We start from the raw sequence: 18,424 nt of genomic DNA, 5'->3' as shown, positions 1-18,424 counted from the left end.
AGTCAGTTTAGGAGGCCCGCAAAGGCCTGACCCGCCTCAGCGCTTGCTGTTGGGGTTCCAGAGGTCTTCGAGGTGGCCGAAGTTCCAGTTCTCGGCGGGCTCACGGCCCGCGATGCGGTCCGTGCAACCTTGCGCGGCCAGGTCCACCAACTGCACCGGAATCGGCATGCCCGACTTGGTGGAGAAGAACACCTTGACCTGCGGTGACACCAGCGCGGTCGGGTTCTGGTCCACCACCACGGCCAGCCGGCCGGACTGCAGCCGCACCAGCGTGCCCACCGGGTAGATGCCCACGCTCTTCACGAAGGCCTGGAAGATGATCGGATCGAACTGGCCCTTCCACTGCGCCATGCGCTGCAGCGAGCCGGCTGGGTCCCAGGCGGCTTTGTACGGCCGGGTGGACGTGATGGCGTCGTACACGTCGCACACGGCGCCCATGCGTGCCATGAGGCTGATCTGGTCGCCGGCCAGCTTGTGCGGGTAGCCCGTGCCGTCGATTTTTTCGTGGTGGTGCAGGCACACATCCAGCGCCACCTCCGGCACCTTGGCGCCGTCCTTCAGCAACTCCCAGCCGCGCTCGGGGTGGCTGCGCATCACGGCGAACTCGGCATCGGTCAGCGAACCCGGCTTGTTGAGCACGTCCAGCGGCATCTGCATCTTGCCCACGTCGTGCAGCAACCCCGCCAGGCCGGCTTCACGCACCTGTTCGTCGGGCAGGCCCATGTGGCGGGCCAACGCCACCATCAGGCCGCAGACCGCGACCGAGTGCATGTAGGTGTAGTCGTCCTTGGTCTTGAGCCGTGCCAGGCTCACAAAGGCCGACGGGTTGCGCGCCAACGAGGTGGCCACCTCTTCCACGATGGGCAGGCAGCTCTCGGCGTCCACAGCCTTGCCCAGGCGTGCCTCGTTGAACAAGGCGGTCACCGCCTGCTTGGACCGGTACAGCACCTCGGCAGCGCGACCCACTTCGTCCTCGAACCGCGCAGTGGGAAGGCGCGGTGCGGCGGGCGCCAGCGCAGGTTCAGGCGCAGGTGCAGCGGAAAGGGCCGGTGCGGGCGCGGCGGGGGCCACTGCGGGCGCCGCCACCGGCTCGGCGGGCTCCGCCGCAGCCACCGGGGCTGGGGCTGGGTCTTCGCCAACGTCACACCCTTTGCTCACGTCAATCCACACCGCCGGCACGCCGCTGCGCTGCAGGGCGGCCAAATCGGCCGGGTCCGTCAGCACGAACTTGGTCTTCCAAAACGGGTGCGACAGCCACGAACCTTCCAAAGACTGGAGGTACATCCCAAGCGTCGCTTCTGAGACTGAAATCTTTTTGAGCATGGCCATCGGTATCGCGCTGGAAGTATCCCCGCCGGGGCGCGGCCCAGCCGTGTAGCAATGCACGCCACACGGCACTGGCTCAGAAAAAACAAAAGCCGCCCGAAGGCGGCTTGATGCGGGGCAGCGCGCGAATCAGCGGAACTTACCCTGCGGCACGGTGGCCATTTCGGTAGGCAGCGAGCCGATGTAGGCCGCGATGGCCTTCAGCTCGGCATTGCTGAATTGCTTGACCTGGCCCGCCATCACGCCGTTGCTGCGGCCCACCTTGGCGCCCTTTTCCGTCTTGTAAGCCTTCAGGGCCACGGTCAGGTAGTCGGCATGCTGGCCGGCGAGCTTGGGGTAGCTCGGGTCGATGGGCTTGCTGAGGTTGGCACCGTGGCAAGACACGCAGGCGCCCTTGGTCAGCAGCTCGGCCACGTTGGCTGGCGCCGGCGGAATGGCCTCGGGAGCGGCCGGCAGCTTGGCTTGCTGCTCGTAGTAGGCCGCGATGTCGTTCATGTCCTGCTCGGTCAGCGAGGTCGCGATGCCGCCCATGGTGGGGTGCTTGCGGTCGCCCTTGGCGTAAGCCTGCAGGGCCGACACGATGTACTTGCTGTTCTGGCCCGCAATCATCGGCACCTTGTGCACTTCGGGGAAGCTGGCCTGGTAGCCCGGGATGCCGTGGCAACCGATGCACATGGCGATCTTCTTTTCGCCAGCCTTCACATCCTGGGCCTGAGCGGCGAAAGCACCGAAGGCAGTGGCCAGGGCGAGCGAGATCTGCAGCAGTTTTTTCATGGTCCCGGAGGTGTGATGTGCTTGAGCGGCGGCGATTATAGGAGGGCTCCTATACTGGCCCGCGCCCCCTTTTGCTCGGGTTTTGCCCCGGTTTTCCCCATGAAATTCCAAGGTTCCGACCAATACGTCGCCACGGCCGACCTGCGGCTGGCCGTCAATGCTGCGGCCACGTTGCAGCGCCCCTTGCTCATCAAGGGCGAGCCCGGCACGGGCAAGACCATGCTGGCCGAGGAAGTGGCCGCCGCCCTCGGCATGCCGCTGCTGCAGTGGCACATCAAAAGCACCACCAAAGCCCAGCAAGGCCTGTACGAGTACGACGCCGTGAGCCGGCTGCGTGACAGCCAGCTGGCCGGCATTGAAGGCAGCGAGCGCGTTCGCAACATCGAGAACTACATCGTCAAAGGGGTGCTGTGGCAGGCCTTTGAAGCCGAGCAGCCCACGGTGCTGCTGATCGACGAGATCGACAAGGCCGACATCGAGTTCCCGAACGACCTGCTGCGCGAGATCGACCGCATGGAGTTCTACGTCTACGAGACGCGGCAACTCGTGAAGGCCAAGCACCGGCCGTTGGTCATCATCACGTCCAACAACGAGAAAGAACTGCCCGACGCCTTCCTGCGCCGGTGCTTCTTCCACTACATCAAGTTCCCGGACGCCGAGACGATGCAAAAGATCGTCAACGTCCACTTCCCCACGCTGAAGAAAGACCTGCTCGCCGCGGCGCTGAAGAACTTCTACGACGTGCGCAACCTGCCGGGCCTCAAGAAGAAGCCCAGCACCTCGGAGCTGATCGACTGGCTCAAGCTGCTGCTGGCCGAAGACGTGCCCGTGGACGCCCTGCAGGCCCAGGACGACAAGGTCAGCATCCCGCCGCTGGTGGGCGCCCTGCTCAAGAACGAACAGGACCTGACGCTGTTCGAGAAGCTGGTGTTCATGCAGCGGAACAACCGCTGATGGCGCAGGACTTCGACCGCGCGATGCGCGAGGGCCTGGCCGACGCCATCGGCTTTGTCGGTGGCGCGCTGGCCGGCTGGGGCTTGGGCCGCCAGTTCGGCATCGACTTCATCGCCAGCAGCGAATGGAACGCCCAGCAACTGCTGGGCCTCGCACTCATCGTGGGCGGCTGCGGCCTCGGCCGCTTCGTCGCGCGCCGCTTGCTGCTGAAAGACCGCCCATGAAGCCCGTGCTGCCCACCACCTTGCAGGCGGGGCCGGTGCGACTCGTGCCCCTGACCCTGGAGCATGCGCCCGGCCTGGAGGCGGCCGCCGCCGACGGCGAGCTGTGGAACCTGCGCTTCACCAGCGTGCCCGCCCCGGGTGAAGCCGCCGCCTACGTGCGCACGGCGCTCGACGGCCAGGCCGCCGGCCACCGCTTGCCCTTTGCGGTGCTGGACGCGGCTACCGGCGAGGTGCTGGGCTCCACCAGCTATCACGACATCGTGCCCGCCGTGAGCCGTCTGGAAATCGGCTGGACCTGGTACGCCCAGCGCGTGCAGCGCAGTGCCGTGAACACCACCGCCAAGCTGCTGTTGCTCACCCACGCGTTCGACACGCTGGGCGCGCAACTCGTGGGCTGGCGCACCGACAACTTCAACCACGCGTCGCAGCGCGCCATCGAACGCCTGGGCGCCAAGCGCGACGGCGTGCTGCGCCACCACATGATGCGCCGCGACGGCACCGTGCGCGACACCGTGATGTACAGCCTGACCGCGGGCGAATGGCCCGAGGTCAAGGCCCACCTGAACTGGCAATTGAGCCGCCCCCGCCCATGAGCAAACCCCGCCCCTTCGACGTTGATGCCCTGTGGGCGCTGGACCGCATTGGCGACCCCAGCCTCAGCCCCGACGGCGCCCAGGCCGTGGTCAGCGTCACCCGCTACGCCATGGACACCAACCAAGCCCAGGCCAGCCTGTGGCTGTTCTCCACGCTGGGTGGCGAACCGCGCCGGCTGACCGAAGCGGGCGAGAAAGACGGCGCGCCGCAGTGGAGCCCCCGCGGCGACCTGATCGCCTTCACCGCCAAGCGCGATCAAGGCGGCCTGCGAGACGAAGCGCCGCAGCTCTACGTGATTCCGCCCGACGGCGGCGAGGCGCGCCGGGTGGGGCCCATCGCCACCGGCGTGGAGAGCTTCAAGTGGTTCCCGGACGGCCGGCACATCGCCTTCGTCTCCTGGGTGTGGCCTGAACTCAAAGCCGGCGCGCAGCCGCAAGCGCTGAAGGACTTCAAGGCCCGCAAGGAAAGCGCCTACGTCACCGAGGAGGCCACCTACCGCTTCTGGGACCACCACATCCCCATGGGCCGCGTGCCGCACCTGCACGTGGTGGATGTCGAGACCGGCAAGACGCAGGACCTGTTCGAAGGCACAGCGTGGGAATTGAGCCGCGCCGAGCCCGACGCGACCACCTTCGACATCGCCCCCGATGGCCGACGCATCGCCTTCGCCTTCGACCCCGACCCCGCCAAGCGCCTGGACGGCCGCTACGCGCTGGCCGAGATCGACGTGCGCAGCCGCAAGGTCACGCCACTGCTGCAAGACGCCGACTGGGACTTCACCGCGCCGCGCTACAGCCACGGCGGCGCCCACCTCGCCTTTCTGGCCAGCCACCAGGCCCGGGGCCACAACCAGCCCAACCGCCTGGCCGTGCTGGACCAACAAGGCCACTGGGCCGTGTTCAGCGACGACTGGGACCACGAAGTGGCCGCACCGTTGCGCTGGACGGCGGACGACCAGAGCGTGCTGCTGGCCGCCGAAGAGCGCGGCCGGCGCCACCTGTGGCAGTTCCTGCTGGGTGACCGCGTGGCCGAGCCGATCTTTGAGGGCGGCCATGTGGGCAGCTTCGCCTGCGCGGCCGACTTCGTGGTAGTCAACCACGACAGCGTGCAGTTCCCGCCGCGCCTGTCGGTGCTCAGCGAAGACGGCATCCGCCGCATCGAGACGCTCAACGACGCGCGCCTGAACGGGCACGCCTGGGGCCGCCACGAGGAAGTGACCCTCACCGGCGCGCGCGGTGACGACGTGCAGATGTGGCTGGTTTACCCGCCCAGCTTCGACCCCAAGAAAAAGTGGCCCGTGATGCACGTCATCCACGGCGGCCCGCACACCGCGTTCGGCGACAGCTGGCACTGGCGCTGGAACCACCAGGCGTTCGCAGCGCAAGGCTACGTGGTCGCCTGCGTGAACTACCACGGCTCCTCCAGCTTCGGCCACGAGTTCCTGGACAGCATCACCGGCCATTGGGGCGAGTACGAACTGCAGGACGTGGAGGCCGGCACCGACTGGCTGCTGAAAAAGCGCTGGGTCGACAAGAAGCGCATCGTGGCCACTGGCGGCAGCTACGGCGGCTACATGGTGGCCTGGATGAACGGCCACGTGCCCGCGGGCCGCTACCAGGCCTACGTGTGCCACGCCGGCTGCTACGACTGGCAGGCCATGTACGCCGACGACGCCTACACCTGGCACCGCAAGGAACTGGGCGCCGCCTACTGGGAAGACCCCACCAAGGTCGCCGCACAAAGCCCGCACAGCTTCGCCCAGCACTTCGCCACGCCCACGCTGGTCATCCACGGCCAACTCGACTACCGCGTGCCCGACGCCCAGGGCCTGGCCTACTACAACACCCTCAAGAGCCAGGGCGTGCCCTCGCGCCTGGTGTGGTTCCCGGACGAGAACCACTGGGTGCTCAAGCCCCGCAACAGCCGGCTCTGGTACGGGGAGTTCTTTGCCTGGCTGAAGCGCTACGCCGGCTGACGCCGCAGGAGGCCGTTCATGCTGATCCAGTTCTTCTACACACTGCGCGCCGCCAAGCTCAAGGTGACGGTGCCCGAGTACTTGACGCTGCTGGAAGCGCTGCAGGCCGGCGTCATCGGCGGGCCGGACCACGGCGGCGTGGCCAGCATCGACGACTTCTACCACCTGGCCCGCACCGCCCTGGTCAAGGACGAAACCCAGTTCGACAAGTTCGATCGCGCCTTCTCCGCCTACTTCAAGGGCGTGGAGATGCTGACCGACTTCACGGCCGAAGTGCCCCTGGAGTGGCTGCGCAAGCAGCTGGAGCTGGAACTCACGCCCGAGCGGAAGGCCGCCATCGAGAAGATGGGCTGGGACGAGCTGATGGAGACGCTCAAAAAGCGCTTCGAAGAGCAGAAGGAACGCCACGAAGGCGGCAACCGCTGGATCGGCACCGGCGGCACCAGCCCCTTCGGCAACTCGGGCTACAACCCGCAGGGCATCCGCATCGGCGGCAAGGGCGGCAACAAGAGTGCCGTCAAGGTGTGGGAGCAGCGCGCTTACCGCGACTACGACGACACGCTGGAGCTGGGCACCCGCAACATCAAGGTCGCCCTGCGCCGCTTGCGCCGTTTCGCGCGTGAGGGCTCTGAGCTGGAGCTGGACCTGGACGGCACCATCCACGGCACGGCCGCCAACGCCGGCATGCTGGACATCAAGATGCAGCCCGAGCGCCACAACAAGGTCAAAGTGCTGCTGCTGATGGACGTGGGCGGCACCATGGACGAGCACGTGCACCGCGTGGAAGAACTCTTCAGCGCCGCCAAGAGCGAGTTCAAGCACCTGGAGTTCTACTACTTCCACAACTGCGTCTACGACTTCGTGTGGAAGAACAACCGCCGCCGCTTTGCCGAGAAGCTCAACACCTGGGACCTGATCCGCAAGTACAACCGCGACTACAAGCTCATCTTCGTCGGCGACGCCACCATGAGCCCCTACGAGATCCTGCAGGTCGGCGGCAGCGTGGAATACAACAACGACGAGGCCGGCGCCGAATGGCTGCAGCGCCTCACCCATGCGTTCCCGAAATACGCCTGGATCAACCCCGAGCCGCAAGGCGTCTGGCAGTACCGGCAGAGCATTGCGCTGATCCAGCAGCTCATGCAGCAGCGCATGTTCCCGCTGAGCCTGGCTGGCCTGGAAGGCGCGATGCGGCTGCTGAGCAAATGATTCGACGACTCGCGCTGCTGTGCATGGCGGCGCTGCTCACGGCCTGCGCCACCCCAGCGACTCACGCGCCGGCCAGTACCTCGTCTGCCGCACCGGGTGCACCGGCCGCCGACACGCCAGCGGTGTACAGCCTCGACATCCAGGTGGACGACAGCGCCCTGCGCGACCTGCTGCAAGAGCACCTGGACCTCGCGCGCTACCGCGCCAACCAGGCCGCGCTGAGCCGGGTGGAATTGGCGCGCCTGGCCGCCGCCGCGCCGGCGCAAGCCGAGGCGCTGCTGGAGACAGAAGGCCATTTCAATGCCAAGGCCGAGGTCAGCCGCGATCCGCAAGACGACACCCGGCTGCGCCTGACGGTCATGCCCGGCCCGCTGACCCGCGTGGACCAGCTCAAGCTGTCGTTCACCGAAGGCTTGGCCGACGACAACGCCACCGCCCAAGCGCTGCGCCGCAGCCTGCAAGACGCCTGGCCGCTGCCCGCCGGCGCGGCCTTCACCCAAAGCGCGTGGGCGGCCGGCAAAAGCGACCTGCTGGTGCGCGCCCGCACCGGCGGATTCCCGCTGGCCCGTTGGGCCGACACGGCCGCACGGGTCGACCCCGAAACCCACACCGCCGAGCTGGAACTCGTGCTGGCCAGCGGCCCGCAGGCCCGGCTGGGCGTGCTGCGCATCGAAGGCTTGCAACGCCAAGACCGCAGCGCGGTGGAACGGCTCGCCGGCTTCAGCCCGGGCGACGCCTACACCGAGCAGAAGCTGGCGGAATTCCAGGAGCGCCTGGCCAAGACCCAGCTGTTCGACGCCGTGCGCGTGCAACTGCTGCCCGAAACGCCAGACGCTGACGGCACCACGCCGATCCAGGTCAGCCTCACCGAATCGCCCCTGCAGCAAGCGACCGTGGCGGTGGGCTATCACAGCAATACCGGCCAAAGCCTGAGCGTGGAGCACCTGCACCGTCGGCCCTTCGACCTGCCCCTGCGCGCCCGCACCAAGCTGCAGTACAGCCGCGACCTGCGGGGCGGCGAACTGGAATTGAGCTCGCACCCCCAACCCGACCTGCACCGCAACATCGGCGCGCTGCAGTTCGAGGAAGACCGCACAGGCGACACGCGGGTGCAAAACCTCGGCCTGCGCGTGGGCCGCCTGTACGAGTCCCCCCGCGACGAACGCTTGAGCTACCTGGAGCTGCTGCGCGCCCGCGAGACGGCTGGCGCCGAGGTCAGCACCCACCTCGCCGTGTCGGCCAACCAGCAATGGATTCGCCGCCGGCTGGACAGCACCCTGCTGCCCACCGACGGCCATCAGGCGCTGGCCCTGGTGGGCCTGGGCCATGCGCAGGGTGGCGGTGCCCAGGGCGCCTTCGGCCGCGTGCAGTTCAAGCTGGGCGTCTACCAACCGCTGGGCGGCTGGTACACCTCGGCGCGGGCGGAAGTGGCCCAGGTCGTGGCGCACGACCGGGTCGGCATGCCGGAGAAACTGCTGTTCCTGGCCGGCGGCGACGAATCGGTGCGGGGCTACGCCTACCGCAGCCTGGGTGTGGAACGCAACGGCATCACCGTGGGTGGCCGCGTGCTGGGCACCGGCAGCCTGGAAATCGCCCGCCCCTTCAGCCTGCGCATGCCCAGCCTGTGGGGCGCGCTGTTCGTGGACGCGGGCAACGCGGCCTCCCGCTGGGCTGACTACCGCCCCGTGGTGGGCTACGGCGCCGGCCTGCGCTGGCGCAGCCCGGTCGGCCCGCTGCGCGTGGACATGGCCCGCGCCCAGGAAACCGGCAAGTGGCGCCTGCACTTCAGCGTGGGCATCTCGCTATGAGCACGCCCATGCGCTGGCTGCGCCGCACGCTGTTGGGGGGCGGGCTCGCCTTGCTGCTCGTCGTGCTGGGCACGGTGGCGCTGGTGGCGTGGCTGCTGCAGCGGCCTGCGGGCACTGAGTGGCTGCTGGGTCAACTGCCCGGCGTGGAGGTGCAAGCGCCACAGGGCAGCTTGCTGGGTGAGTTCCGTGCCGAGCGCGTGCGGCTGCACTGGGCTGGCGGCGACGTTGAACTTCAAGGCCTGCAGTGGCAGGGCCTGGGCTTCGGGGCCAGCGGCTGGGGCGCCGAGCGCGAACTGCGCGCCGACAACGTGCACGTGCAGACCCTGCGCATCCGCACCCAGCCCAGCAGCGCCCCGCTCGCTGCGCCAAGCGACCTGCGCCTGCCCGTGGGCCTGCGCATCGAGCATCTGCAGGTTGACCGGCTGGATTGGCACGCCCAGCAGCCCCCGGTGCTGGGCCTGCAAGCCCGTGTGCAACTGCCCCGCCAAGGCCAGCACCGCATCGAACTGCACGCCGCCCGTTGGCAACAGCTGCAGCTCAACGGTCGCGCCACGGTGGACACCGACGCGCCGCTGAACACCCAGCTGAGCCTGCAACTCCAGCCCACCGACGCCCCCCGCCTGCCCTGGGCCGCCGAGGCCAGCGCCACCGGCCCGCTGGCCCGCCTGCAGGCGCGGGTAGCCGTGAGCGCCGCGCAGCAAAGCCTGCAAGCCCAGGGCGAACTGCACCCCTTCCTGCCCTGGCCGGTGAACGCACTGCAGGTGCAGGCCCACCAGTTCGACCTCGCTGCCCTGGCCGCCCTGGTGCCCGGCCTGCCGCACACCGCACTCACCGGCGAAGCTCGCCTGCAAGCACCCAGCGCCACGGCCGACGCCACGCTGCAAGCCGAGCTGACGAACAGCGCCCCCGGCCGCTGGGACCAAGGCGCGCTGCCCGTACAGCGCCTGCGCCTGGCGCTGGCCGGGCACCCGGACGCCCTCGCCCGCTTCCAGCTGACACAACTGGACGCCGACCTGCTGGGCGGCGGCAGCATCCAGGGCCGCGGCAGCCGCGAGGCCGACGGCCGCTGGCAACTGCAAGCCCAGGTCGCCCGCCTGCGGCCCGAGGCGCTGGACGGCCGCGCCTCGCCCGCCCGGCTGGACGGGCCGGTCAGCGTGGCCGGCGGCCCGAACGACGCGTTGAGCGCGCGGCTCGAACTTGCGGGCACGCTGGACACCCGCCCGCTGCAACTGCAAGCCCAGGTGCAAGGCCAGGGCACGCAATGGCAAGTCACCCGCGCCCGGCTGGCCAGCGGCGACGCCAGCCTGCAAGCGCAGGGCGAGGTGGACACCCGCGGCACCGTGCAATTGCAAGCCCAACTGCAGCAGTTCGACCCGCACCTGCTGTGGCGCGGTGCGCCAGGTTCAGCCTGGGCACGCCTGCCCGGCCCGACGCGCTTGAACGCCCTGGCCCGCATCGACCTGCGCGGCCAGCGCCTGGCCGACCTGACCGGCACCGTCAGCGCCCAGCTGCAACCCAGCCAGCTGGCCGGCTTGCCACTGGAAGGCGACGCCCGCCTGAGCCGCGAACGCCCCGAGCAACCGGCCCGGTTCGAGCTGGACGCGCGCCTGGGCAAACAGCGGCTGCAAGCGCAGGGCGAGGCCCAGGACGGCCGCGTGCAAAGCCGCGTGCAGGTGCAGGCCGGCGCACTGGCGGAACTGTCGCCCGTGTTGGCCCTGCTGCAGGCACCGGCCCTGGCGGGCCAGGCCGATGGCGACCTGCAATTGCAACTGCTGCGCACGCCCGCCAGCGCCGGTGCAAGCACCAACGCATGGCAACTGGCCAGCGAAGGGCGGCTGAACCTGCGGGAGCTTCGCGCCCGCGGTCAGCAGCTGGGGCAAGGCCAGGTGCAATGGGCCCTGCCCGCGCCGGGGGCGGATGGAGATGGCCCCGTGCAGCTGGCCATGAACCTCCAGCAACTGCGGGCCCCGCAAGCGCGGCTGGACCGGGTGAGCCTCCAACTGCAAGGCCGCCGCAGCGACCATGAACTGCAGCTCCAGGCCCAAGGCCAAACCCTGCAAACCGCGCAGCCCCTGACGCTGGACGCCCAACTGCAAGCCCGCGGCCGCTGGGCAGGCAGCAGCTGGACCGGAAAGCTCAGCCGCGTGGACCTGGGCCCGCTGCGCGCACAAACACCGCCGCTGCTCACCGCCCGCGACCTCACCCTGCGCGCTGCACTGGACGGCGCCCCACAGGTGGAGCTGCAGCCCGGCCGCGCCGAGGTGGGCGGCGCCGTGGTGCGCTGGGACTCGCTGCGCTGGACCGGCGGCGCTCAGCCCGAACTGCGGGCCGAGCTGGTGCTGGAAGACCTGGCCGTGGCGCCACTGCTGGCCCGCTGGCAGCCCGAGTTCGGCTGGGGCGGTGACCTGCGCGTGGGCGGCCACGCCTCGGTGCGGGTGGATGACCGGGCCAACGTCGAACTGCTGCTGGACCGCCGCGGCGGCGACCTGCGCGTGACCGACGAATTGGGCCAACGCCCGCTGGGCCTGACCGACCTGCGCCTCGCCCTGACCGTGCAGAACGGGCCCGACGGCCGGCCGGTGTGGCGCTTCGCCCAAGGCGTGGCCGGTGCCGAACTGGGCAGCCTGGCCGCCGCCGTGACGCTGCACCCCCAAGGCGACTGGCCCGACGCCCAAACCCCGATCGAAGGCGTGCTGCAGGCCAACGTGGCCCAGCTCGCCACCTGGGGCAGCTGGGTGCCGGCCGGTTGGCGCCTGGGCGGCCGCGCAGCCGCCACGGTGCAACTGGCGGGCCGCCTGGGCGCGCCCAACCTCACCGGCCAGGCCGAGGGCGAGCAACTGGCCCTGCGGCACCTGCTGTACGGCGTGGACGTGACCGAGGGGCGCTTTGCCCTCGCACTGAAAGGCCAGCATGCCGAGCTGACGCGACTTGAAGCCCGCGCGGGCGACGGCTGGCTGCGCGCCCAGGGCAGCGCCGAACTCGGTGCCCAGCCTCGGGCCCAACTCAGCTTCACGGCGGAGCGGCTGCGGGCGCTGTCGCGCGTGGACCGTCGGCTCGTGGTGTCCGGTCAGGGCACGCTGGACCTGCAAGCCGACAGCCTGCGCCTGCAAGGCCAGCTCAAGGCCGACGAAGGCCTGGTGGACTTCACCCGCAGCGACGCCCCGGGCCTGGCTGACGACGTGACCGTGCTGCGCGGCAGCCGCGACACCCCCGCGCCCACCGCCCCTGCGCGGCCGGCGCGGCACACCGATGTGCAACTGGCGCTGGATTTCGGCAACGACTTCCAGGTGCGCGGCCGCGGCCTGGCCACCACGCTGCGCGGCCAGCTGCAAATCGCCCAACGTGACGGGCCCCTGCGCGTCACCGGCAAGCTCACTGCCAGCGGCGGGCAGTACGCCGCGTACGGCCAAAAGCTGGAGATCGAGCGCGGCGACATCCGCTTCACCGGCGCCTACGACAACCCTGCACTGGACCTGCTGGCCGTGCGCCCCAACCTCGATGTGCGCGTGGGCGTGCGTGTGGGCGGCACGGCGCAGTCGCCCCGCGTGAACCTCTACTCCGAGCCCGAGATGGCCGACACCGACCGCCTCGCCTGGCTGCTGCTCGGCCGCGGCCCGGAAGGCCTGGGCCGCACCGACACCGCGCTGCTGCAGCGCGCGGCGCTCGCCCTGCTCAGTGGCGAAGGCGAAGGCCCCACCGCCAAGGTGCTGCGCAACCTGGGGCTGGACGAGCTCTCGGTCGCGCAGACCGACGACGACACCCGCGCCACCATCGTGCGCCTGGGCAAGCAGTTGTCGCGGCGCTGGTACGTGGGCTACGAACGCAGCCTGAACGCCACCACCGGCAGCTGGCAGTTGATCTACCGCATCGCCCAGCGCTTCACGCTGCGCGCCCAGGGCGGCGACGACAACGCGCTGGACCTGATCTGGCAGTGGAAGTGGAACTGAGGCGCTGAGCCCGAGGCCACGATCTTGGGGGTGAGGCCCCGTCCTACACGCGCCGGCTGACCCGCCCCACACGAGCTGTCACACAGCGGGGCGACGATGCCGGGCATGTGTCCGAACCTCGACGCCACGAGCGCCCCGCCCCTGCCCACCTGCGACGACCTGCACGTTGCCGCCGAGCTGGACGTGCGGCTGCGCACGCCCACCACGCTGGTCGTGAACGCCCAGCTGGAATTCGCTGTGCCCACGCCGCACCCGGCGCACAACGCCCCCTTCGCCGTGCCGATCACCCCCGTGGAGCTGGCGCTGGTCATCCCGCGCTCACACTGCCGGGGCGAGCGGCCCCGGCTGGCCGCCCTGCAAGACGCCGCCCAGGCCGCGGTGGCCCGGGCCCTGCGAGGCGCCCTGCCGCCGGGCCTCGGGCGCGTGCTCACGCCCGTGGCCGGTCAACTGCACCTCGTCACGGAATTCGAGGCGGCCTGAGCCCCGGCGCTGCTGCTGCGGCGCCGTCCCGGCGACAGCCAGACCGCCCCCAGGCCCATGCGAGAATCTGCGCCGCTCAGGCGGCCCCATGCGCTGCCTGAGGGCTCGCCGTAGTTCAATGGATAGAACGGCCGCCTCCTAAGCGGCAAATACAGGTTCGATTCCTGTCGGCGGGACCACACCCGCCCAGGCGATCCGGCAGCGCAAAGCCGGGCCAAACCCGCCCATCGTGCGCACTTTCCCCCTTGCGGCGTGGCCCGCAGTCGCAAGAATCGCGCGGTTCGACCCACCAGGTGCCCGCATGCCACTGACCCGCCTCGCCCGCCCGATCGGCCTTCTGCTTTGGGCCGTGCTTGCCACCTCTGGGGCTGCGCGCGCGGCCGAGATCACCCTGCCGCTCAAGGAAGCCTGGTTCGAGGGCCAGGTGGTGCACTACATCAGCACCGACATCTCGGACGCCGGCATGGCGCGCAAGAACGGGCTGAACCACGTGCCCGCGCTGGCGGAGGTGCTGAAGCCCGGCATGCCGGTGGAGCGGGCCTACAAATTTCCCAACGATGAGCAGGCCGCAGTGCTGCCGTCGATTCCTCGCCCCATCGGCCCCGCCAACGCGGACGCGGGCTACAGCCCGCTCTGGGTGCTGGTGATGGTGCGCTGGAAGCCGGGCGCCACACCGCACACCCTCACCTCCGAGGAAGCCGTGCTGGCGGCCGAAGAGAAGGGCGAGGTCGAGCTGACCCGCACCCGCGTGGTGGTGAACTGGCCGGTGGTGCGCGCGCAGGGGTCGGCCCTGCCGGGCGTGCGCTGAGCAGACGCTGACGCTCAGCAGCAGCGCAAGCCGATGCGGCATGCCGGGCCCACCGCGGCGTGCTTCGAACGCCCCTAGGAAGAAGCGACCGCTTCCAGCGGTCTGGTGTGACGCACGCAGCTGCGGGCACCGGCCCGTGACCACCCGCGCCGCACCGTGTTCGCGGCGCTGGCGGCGACGCGCCACCGATCGCTTGGCCGACACGCTCAGCGGCCTCAGCCAGGGCCTGCGGACCCAGCCGGTGGCAGCCCGCACACCCTGGTGGCAGACCGGCATCTGCGCCAGCTTGCCCGCCCGCCTGGCGCAGAAGCACCGCACGCGGGCTGCTGTCGCGTCGGCCGTGATGGGCGCCGTGATCAGGCAGCCCGCATCCCGGCCCTGCCCTGCAAGGGCCCGCCCCCTGCAAATCGCATAAGGTCGATCGCAAAGCTTCGTTCACGGCCCGGCGGGCGGTGCCTATCGTTGCGTCCAGCAACAGCCCGCCACGCACGCCATGCACATCACCAGCCTCTCCGCCAGCCCCAGCGAACAGTCGCGCTCCACCTGGCTCACCCGGTTCGCCCTCACCCGGCTGGAGGGGCGCGGCGCGCAGCATGACGAGATCCTCATCCGCACGCTGCCGCCCGCCGCCCTGCTGCAGGCCGATGTGCAGGACCCCGCCATCCGTGCGGCGGTTCAGGCGGTGGAACAGGCCGATCTGGTCGTGATCGGCACGCCCATCTACAAGGCGGCGTACAGCGGCCTGCTGAAGGTGTTTCTGGACCTGCTGCCGCCCGATGCGCTGCGCGGCAAGCTGGTGCTGCCGCTGGCCACCGGCGGCAGCCCGGCGCATTTCCTGGCGCTGGACTACGCCTTGAAGCCCGTGCTGTCCGCCCTGGGCGCTCGGCATGTGCTCGATGGCGTTTTCGCCACTGACGCCCAACTGCGCCGCGTCGACACCTCGGGCCACGCCAGCCGCTTCATACCCGAGCCCGACCTGATCGCCCGGCTGGACCGCGCCCTTTCACCGCTGACTGAGCCCACCGAGCGAATGCGCCCGCTGCGGCCCACGGCTGAGCCAGCGCTCAGCTGTTGACGCCGCCCGCGCACACCCCTCCCCCCGTTTGTCTCCTCGCCCCCCGTTCCGGGACCGGCGACTTCATCCCGGCGCCTCGGGCGCCGATCGGGTCGGTGCGCCTGCGCCCGCCGCAGGCCGACCCGAGCGCCGGGATTTTTTTGCACAGGACATGCCATGCACTTCTCCCTTCTTCAAAGCCCCTTGCTTCGCCCCCTTCTCCGCTGGACCGCGCCGCTGCTGCTGGCCGCCTTCAGCCTGAGCGCCACCGCGCAGGCCACCGCACCCAGCACGTTGAGGATCGGCTTCCAGAAATCCGCCAGCCTGCTCACCTTCCAGAAGTCCAGCGGCTCGCTGGAAAAGAAACTGGCCCCGCTCGGCGTGGCGATGAAGTGGGTCGAGTTCCCCGCCGGCCCGCAGCTGCTGGAAGGTCTGAACGTCGGCGCGGTCGACGTGGGCTTCGTCGGCGAGGCGCCGCCCATCTTTGCCCAGGCCGCCGGCGCGAAGTTCGTCTACATCGGCTTCGACCCCGCCGCCCCCGAGGCGGAGGCCATCGTCGTGCCCAAGGACTCGGCCATCAAGTCGGTTGCCGACCTCAAGGGCAAGAAGGTGGCCCTGAACAAGGGCAGCAACGTGCACTACCTGCTCGTGAAGGCGCTGGAAAAGCACGGCCTTAAGCCGAGTGACATCCAGCCCGTCTACCTGCCCCCGGCCGATGCCCGCGCGGCTTTCGAGCGCGGCGCGGTGGACGCCTGGGTGATCTGGGACCCCTTCCTCGCCGCGGTGGAGAAGCAGAGCGGTGCCCGCCTGCTGGCGGACGGCCGGGGCCTGGTGAACAACCATTCCTACTACCTCGCCGAGCGCGGCTACGCCGAGAAACAGCCCCAGGTCATTCAAGCCCTGTTCGACGACACCCGCGCCCAGGCCGCCGCGTTGAAGGCCAACATCAAAGCCGCGGCCGCCGTCATTGCGCCGCTGCAGGGCCTAGAGCCCGTGGTGGTGGAGAAGAGCCTCACGCGCTACCAGTTCGGCGTGAAGCCGCTTACCGCGGCCGTCGCGGCTGAGCAGCAGAAGATTGCCGACACCTTCCACGCGCAGGGCCTCATCCCCAAACCCATCCGCGTCGCCGACGCCCTGCCGGGCAGCGCGACGGTGGCGGAGGCTGCACGATGAGCGCGCACACCACCCGCCGTGCCGCGCTCGCCATCCTGGCCACAACCGCTGCTGCCTGGCGGCAGGGCCACGCGCAGGCCCCCGCTGCACTGCGCATCGGGTTCCAGAAGGGATCGCTCAACCTCGCTTTTTTGAAGAGTTATGGTCTGCTGGAGCAACGCCTGCCCGGCACCCGCATCCAGTGGACGGAATTCCCCGCCGGCCCGCAGCTGCTGGAGGCACTGGCCCTGGGCAGCGTGGATGTGGGTGCCACCGGCGACGCGCCGCCCGTGTTCGCCCAGGCCGCGGGCAAGGATGTGGTCTACATCGGCGCCGAGCCGCCCAAGCCCGACAGCTCGGCCGTGCTCGTCAAGCCCGACTCGCCGCTCAAGACCCTGGCCGACCTGAAGGGAAAACGCATCGCGCTGCAGAAGGGCAGCAGCGCCCACTTCCTGACCGTGCAGGCCGTGAAAAAGGCGGGCCTGACCTGGGCCGACATCCAGCCCGTCTACCTGCCGCCCGCAGAGGCCCGCGCTGCCTTCGAGCGCGGCTCGGTAGACGCCTGGGCCGTGTGGGACCCGTACTACGCGGCCGCCGAGATCAGCGGCGAGCTGCGCGCGCTGGCCACCAGCCGGGGCCTGTCCAGCAACAACACCTTCTACCTGGCCTCGCGGGCGCTGAGCCAGCAGCCGGCCTTGGTGCGAACCATCTTCCAGGCGTTGACCGACACCGACGCCCGCGTGCGCACCGACCGCCGCGACGCCGTGCAGCGTTACGCCGACTTCGCCGGCCTGCCCACCTCCGTGGTGCAGCGCATGGTGGAGCGGCGCGGCCCTGCACCGGTCGGCCCACTCACCGCCCAGTTGCTGGCCGAACAGCAGCAGGTGGCCGACGCCTTCGCCGAACTCGCCCTCATCCCCCGCCCCATCCGTATCGCCGACGCCCTTGCGCAGGTCAAAGCATGAAGATCTTCTGGTTCATCCCCACCCACGGCGACAGCCGCTACCTCGGCACCTCGCGCGGCGCTCGCGTGGCCGACCACGCCTACTTCAAGCAGATCGCCATCGCGGCGGACAGCCTGGGCTACGAGGGCGTGCTCATCCCCACCGGCCAGTCCTGCGAGGACTCCTGGCTGGTGGCCGCCAGCCTAATCGACGCAACCAAGCGGCTGAAGTTCCTCGTCGCGCTGCGCCCCGGGCTGGTGGCGCCCACGCAGAGCGCCCGCATGGCCGCCACGCTGGACCGGCTCTCGGGCGGCCGCCTGCTCGTCAACCTCGTCACCGGGGGCGACGCGCACGAGCTGGCCGGCGACGGCCAGTTCCTCGGCCATGCCGAACGCTATGCGCAGTCGGCCGAGTTCATCCGCATCTGGCGCGAGGTCATCGCCCGCTCGCACGAGGGGCGGCCGTTCGACTTCGACGGCGAACACCTCCGCGTGAAGGGCGCCAAGCTGCTGTTCCCGCCCGCGCAAGCGCCCTACCCGCCCGTGTTCTTCGGCGGCTCCTCAGGCCCCGCGCACGACCTGGCGGCCGAGCAGGCCGACACCTACCTCACGTGGGGCGAGCCGCCCGCCGAGGTGGCAAAAAAGGTGGCCGACGTGCGCGCCCGCGCCGCCGCTCACGGGCGCCGGCTGCAGTACGGCATCCGCCTGCACGTCATCGTGCGCGAGACCGAAGACGCCGCCTGGGCGGCTGCGGCCGAGCTGGTGTCGCAGCTGGACGAAGCCACCGTGGCCGCCGCCCAGGCCCGCTTCGCCCACATGGACTCGGTCGGCCAGCGCCGCATGGCCGAATTGCACCGCGGCAAGTTCAACAAGGCGAATGTGCGCGAAGGCCTGGAGATCTCGCCCAACCTGTGGGCCGGCGTGGGCCTGGTGCGCGGCGGCGCGGGCACGGCGCTCGTGGGCAACCCGCAGCAGGTGGCCGACCGCATCAACGAATACGCGGCACTCGGCCTGGAGCACTTCATCCTCAGCGGCTACCCGCACCTGGACGAAGCCCACCGCTTCGCCGAGCTGGTGTTCCCGCTGCTGCCGCTGACGCTGCGAGAGCGCCTCACGGGTCCGGCCGGCGAGCTGATGGCCCACGGCCTCGTGCCCAAGCAGGTGGCGGCGAGCTGA

15 protein-coding genes and 1 tRNA gene are annotated in these 18,424 nt (G+C 70.1%); 14 read left to right on the top strand and 2 right to left on the bottom strand.

Annotated elements, in window-relative coordinates; translation table 11 throughout:
- Positions 1 to 36: 36 nt before the first annotated feature.
- Positions 37 to 1,323 carry a cyclic di-GMP phosphodiesterase gene (locus ACG01O_RS03640; protein WP_394382499.1) on the bottom strand — a complete coding sequence of 429 codons (1,287 nt, stop codon included), beginning with the start codon at positions 1,321 to 1,323 and terminating at the stop codon, positions 37 to 39.
- 132 nt (positions 1,324 to 1,455) lie between these two features.
- On the bottom strand, positions 1,456 to 2,100 hold the full coding sequence (locus ACG01O_RS03635; protein WP_394381473.1) for a c-type cytochrome: 645 nt from the start codon (positions 2,098 to 2,100) through the stop codon (positions 1,456 to 1,458).
- A 99-nt stretch (positions 2,101 to 2,199) separates the two neighbouring features.
- Here ACG01O_RS03635 and ACG01O_RS03630 point away from each other — a divergent pair, with 99 nt between their 5' ends.
- The 14 genes from ACG01O_RS03630 to ssuD all read left to right on the top strand — a co-directional run bounded on the left by ACG01O_RS03630 (position 2,200) and on the right by ssuD (position 18,424).
- Complete coding sequence (locus ACG01O_RS03630) at positions 2,200 to 3,054, top strand: AAA family ATPase (protein ID WP_394381471.1); 855 nt, start codon at positions 2,200 to 2,202, stop codon at positions 3,052 to 3,054.
- On the top strand, positions 3,054 to 3,278 hold the full coding sequence (locus ACG01O_RS03625; RefSeq protein ID WP_394381469.1) for a hypothetical protein: 225 nt from the start codon (positions 3,054 to 3,056) through the stop codon (positions 3,276 to 3,278). Before ACG01O_RS03630 ends, ACG01O_RS03625 begins: the two co-directional genes overlap by 1 nt.
- Positions 3,275 to 3,871 carry a GNAT family N-acetyltransferase gene (locus ACG01O_RS03620; protein WP_394381467.1) on the top strand — a complete coding sequence of 199 codons (597 nt, stop codon included), beginning with the start codon at positions 3,275 to 3,277 and terminating at the stop codon, positions 3,869 to 3,871. The genes ACG01O_RS03625 and ACG01O_RS03620 overlap by 4 nt, the downstream gene beginning before the upstream one ends.
- Entirely contained in the window at positions 3,868 to 5,847 is a 1,980-nt protein-coding gene (locus ACG01O_RS03615) for a S9 family peptidase (RefSeq protein ID WP_394381465.1), read from the top strand. Before ACG01O_RS03620 ends, ACG01O_RS03615 begins: the two co-directional genes overlap by 4 nt.
- An 18-nt stretch (positions 5,848 to 5,865) precedes the next feature.
- On the top strand, positions 5,866 to 7,056 hold the full coding sequence (locus tag ACG01O_RS03610) for a vWA domain-containing protein (protein ID WP_394381463.1): 1,191 nt from the start codon (positions 5,866 to 5,868) through the stop codon (positions 7,054 to 7,056).
- Positions 7,053 to 8,864, top strand: a complete 1,812-nt coding sequence (locus tag ACG01O_RS03605) for an autotransporter assembly complex protein TamA (RefSeq protein ID WP_394381461.1) — start codon at positions 7,053 to 7,055, stop codon at positions 8,862 to 8,864. The genes ACG01O_RS03610 and ACG01O_RS03605 overlap by 4 nt, the downstream gene beginning before the upstream one ends.
- Positions 8,861 to 12,811: a translocation/assembly module TamB domain-containing protein gene (locus tag ACG01O_RS03600; protein ID WP_394381459.1), complete on the top strand. Its 3,951-nt coding sequence runs from the start codon at positions 8,861 to 8,863 to the stop codon at positions 12,809 to 12,811. The genes ACG01O_RS03605 and ACG01O_RS03600 overlap by 4 nt, the downstream gene beginning before the upstream one ends.
- A gap of 105 nt (positions 12,812 to 12,916) precedes the next feature.
- Positions 12,917 to 13,291: a hypothetical protein gene (locus ACG01O_RS03595; RefSeq protein ID WP_394381457.1), complete on the top strand. Its 375-nt coding sequence runs from the start codon at positions 12,917 to 12,919 to the stop codon at positions 13,289 to 13,291.
- Positions 13,292 to 13,395: 104 nt separating this feature from the next.
- Positions 13,396 to 13,470 (top strand) — tRNA-Arg (locus ACG01O_RS03590).
- A 170-nt stretch (positions 13,471 to 13,640) separates the two neighbouring features.
- Entirely contained in the window at positions 13,641 to 14,099 is a 459-nt protein-coding gene (locus ACG01O_RS03585) for a DUF7482 domain-containing protein (RefSeq protein ID WP_394381455.1), read from the top strand.
- Between the two features lie 493 nt (positions 14,100 to 14,592).
- Positions 14,593 to 15,174, top strand: coding sequence for an NADPH-dependent FMN reductase (gene ssuE, locus ACG01O_RS03580; RefSeq protein ID WP_394381453.1), 582 nt, complete (start codon positions 14,593 to 14,595; stop codon positions 15,172 to 15,174).
- 156 nt (positions 15,175 to 15,330) lie between these two features.
- A complete protein-coding gene (locus ACG01O_RS03575) occupies positions 15,331 to 16,326 on the top strand; it encodes a sulfonate ABC transporter substrate-binding protein (RefSeq protein WP_394381451.1) in 996 nt (331 codons plus the stop codon).
- Positions 16,323 to 17,270 (top strand): aliphatic sulfonate ABC transporter substrate-binding protein, encoded by a 948-nt coding sequence (locus ACG01O_RS03570; RefSeq protein ID WP_394381449.1) that lies wholly within the window; start codon positions 16,323 to 16,325, stop codon positions 17,268 to 17,270. The genes ACG01O_RS03575 and ACG01O_RS03570 overlap by 4 nt, the downstream gene beginning before the upstream one ends.
- Positions 17,267 to 18,424 carry an FMNH2-dependent alkanesulfonate monooxygenase gene (gene ssuD / locus ACG01O_RS03565; RefSeq protein WP_394381447.1) on the top strand — a complete coding sequence of 386 codons (1,158 nt, stop codon included), beginning with the start codon at positions 17,267 to 17,269 and terminating at the stop codon, positions 18,422 to 18,424. The genes ACG01O_RS03570 and ssuD overlap by 4 nt, the downstream gene beginning before the upstream one ends.

This window comes from Pelomonas baiyunensis (assembly GCF_043555935.1).
GTDB classification, from domain to species: Bacteria; Pseudomonadota; Gammaproteobacteria; order Burkholderiales; family Burkholderiaceae_C; genus Pelomonas; species Pelomonas baiyunensis.
The sequence above is the reverse complement of the archived record's forward strand: the minus strand, read 5'-3'. Positions and strand labels throughout refer to the sequence as shown.

Excerpts from the sequence above, each read along its gene's own strand:
- ACG01O_RS03635 (WP_394381473.1), bottom strand. The coding sequence starts at position 2,100 with ATGAAAAAACTGCTGCAGATCTCGCTCGCCCTGGCCACTGCCTTCGGT.
- ACG01O_RS03610 (WP_394381463.1), top strand. The coding sequence starts at position 5,866 with ATGCTGATCCAGTTCTTCTACACACTGCGCGCCGCCAAGCTCAAGGTG.
- ACG01O_RS03630 (WP_394381471.1), top strand. The coding sequence starts at position 2,200 with ATGAAATTCCAAGGTTCCGACCAATACGTCGCCACGGCCGACCTGCGG.
- ACG01O_RS03625 (WP_394381469.1), top strand. The coding sequence starts at position 3,054 with ATGGCGCAGGACTTCGACCGCGCGATGCGCGAGGGCCTGGCCGACGCC.
- ACG01O_RS03640 (WP_394382499.1), bottom strand. The coding sequence starts at position 1,323 with ATGCTCAAAAAGATTTCAGTCTCAGAAGCGACGCTTGGGATGTACCTC.
- ACG01O_RS03620 (WP_394381467.1), top strand. The coding sequence starts at position 3,275 with ATGAAGCCCGTGCTGCCCACCACCTTGCAGGCGGGGCCGGTGCGACTC.
- ssuE (WP_394381453.1), top strand. The coding sequence starts at position 14,593 with ATGCACATCACCAGCCTCTCCGCCAGCCCCAGCGAACAGTCGCGCTCC.
- ACG01O_RS03595 (WP_394381457.1), top strand. The coding sequence starts at position 12,917 with ATGTGTCCGAACCTCGACGCCACGAGCGCCCCGCCCCTGCCCACCTGC.
- ACG01O_RS03600 (WP_394381459.1), top strand. The coding sequence starts at position 8,861 with ATGAGCACGCCCATGCGCTGGCTGCGCCGCACGCTGTTGGGGGGCGGG.
- ACG01O_RS03605 (WP_394381461.1), top strand. The coding sequence starts at position 7,053 with ATGATTCGACGACTCGCGCTGCTGTGCATGGCGGCGCTGCTCACGGCC.
- ACG01O_RS03575 (WP_394381451.1), top strand. The coding sequence starts at position 15,331 with ATGCACTTCTCCCTTCTTCAAAGCCCCTTGCTTCGCCCCCTTCTCCGC.
- ACG01O_RS03570 (WP_394381449.1), top strand. The coding sequence starts at position 16,323 with ATGAGCGCGCACACCACCCGCCGTGCCGCGCTCGCCATCCTGGCCACA.
- ssuD (WP_394381447.1), top strand. The coding sequence starts at position 17,267 with ATGAAGATCTTCTGGTTCATCCCCACCCACGGCGACAGCCGCTACCTC.
- ACG01O_RS03615 (WP_394381465.1), top strand. The coding sequence starts at position 3,868 with ATGAGCAAACCCCGCCCCTTCGACGTTGATGCCCTGTGGGCGCTGGAC.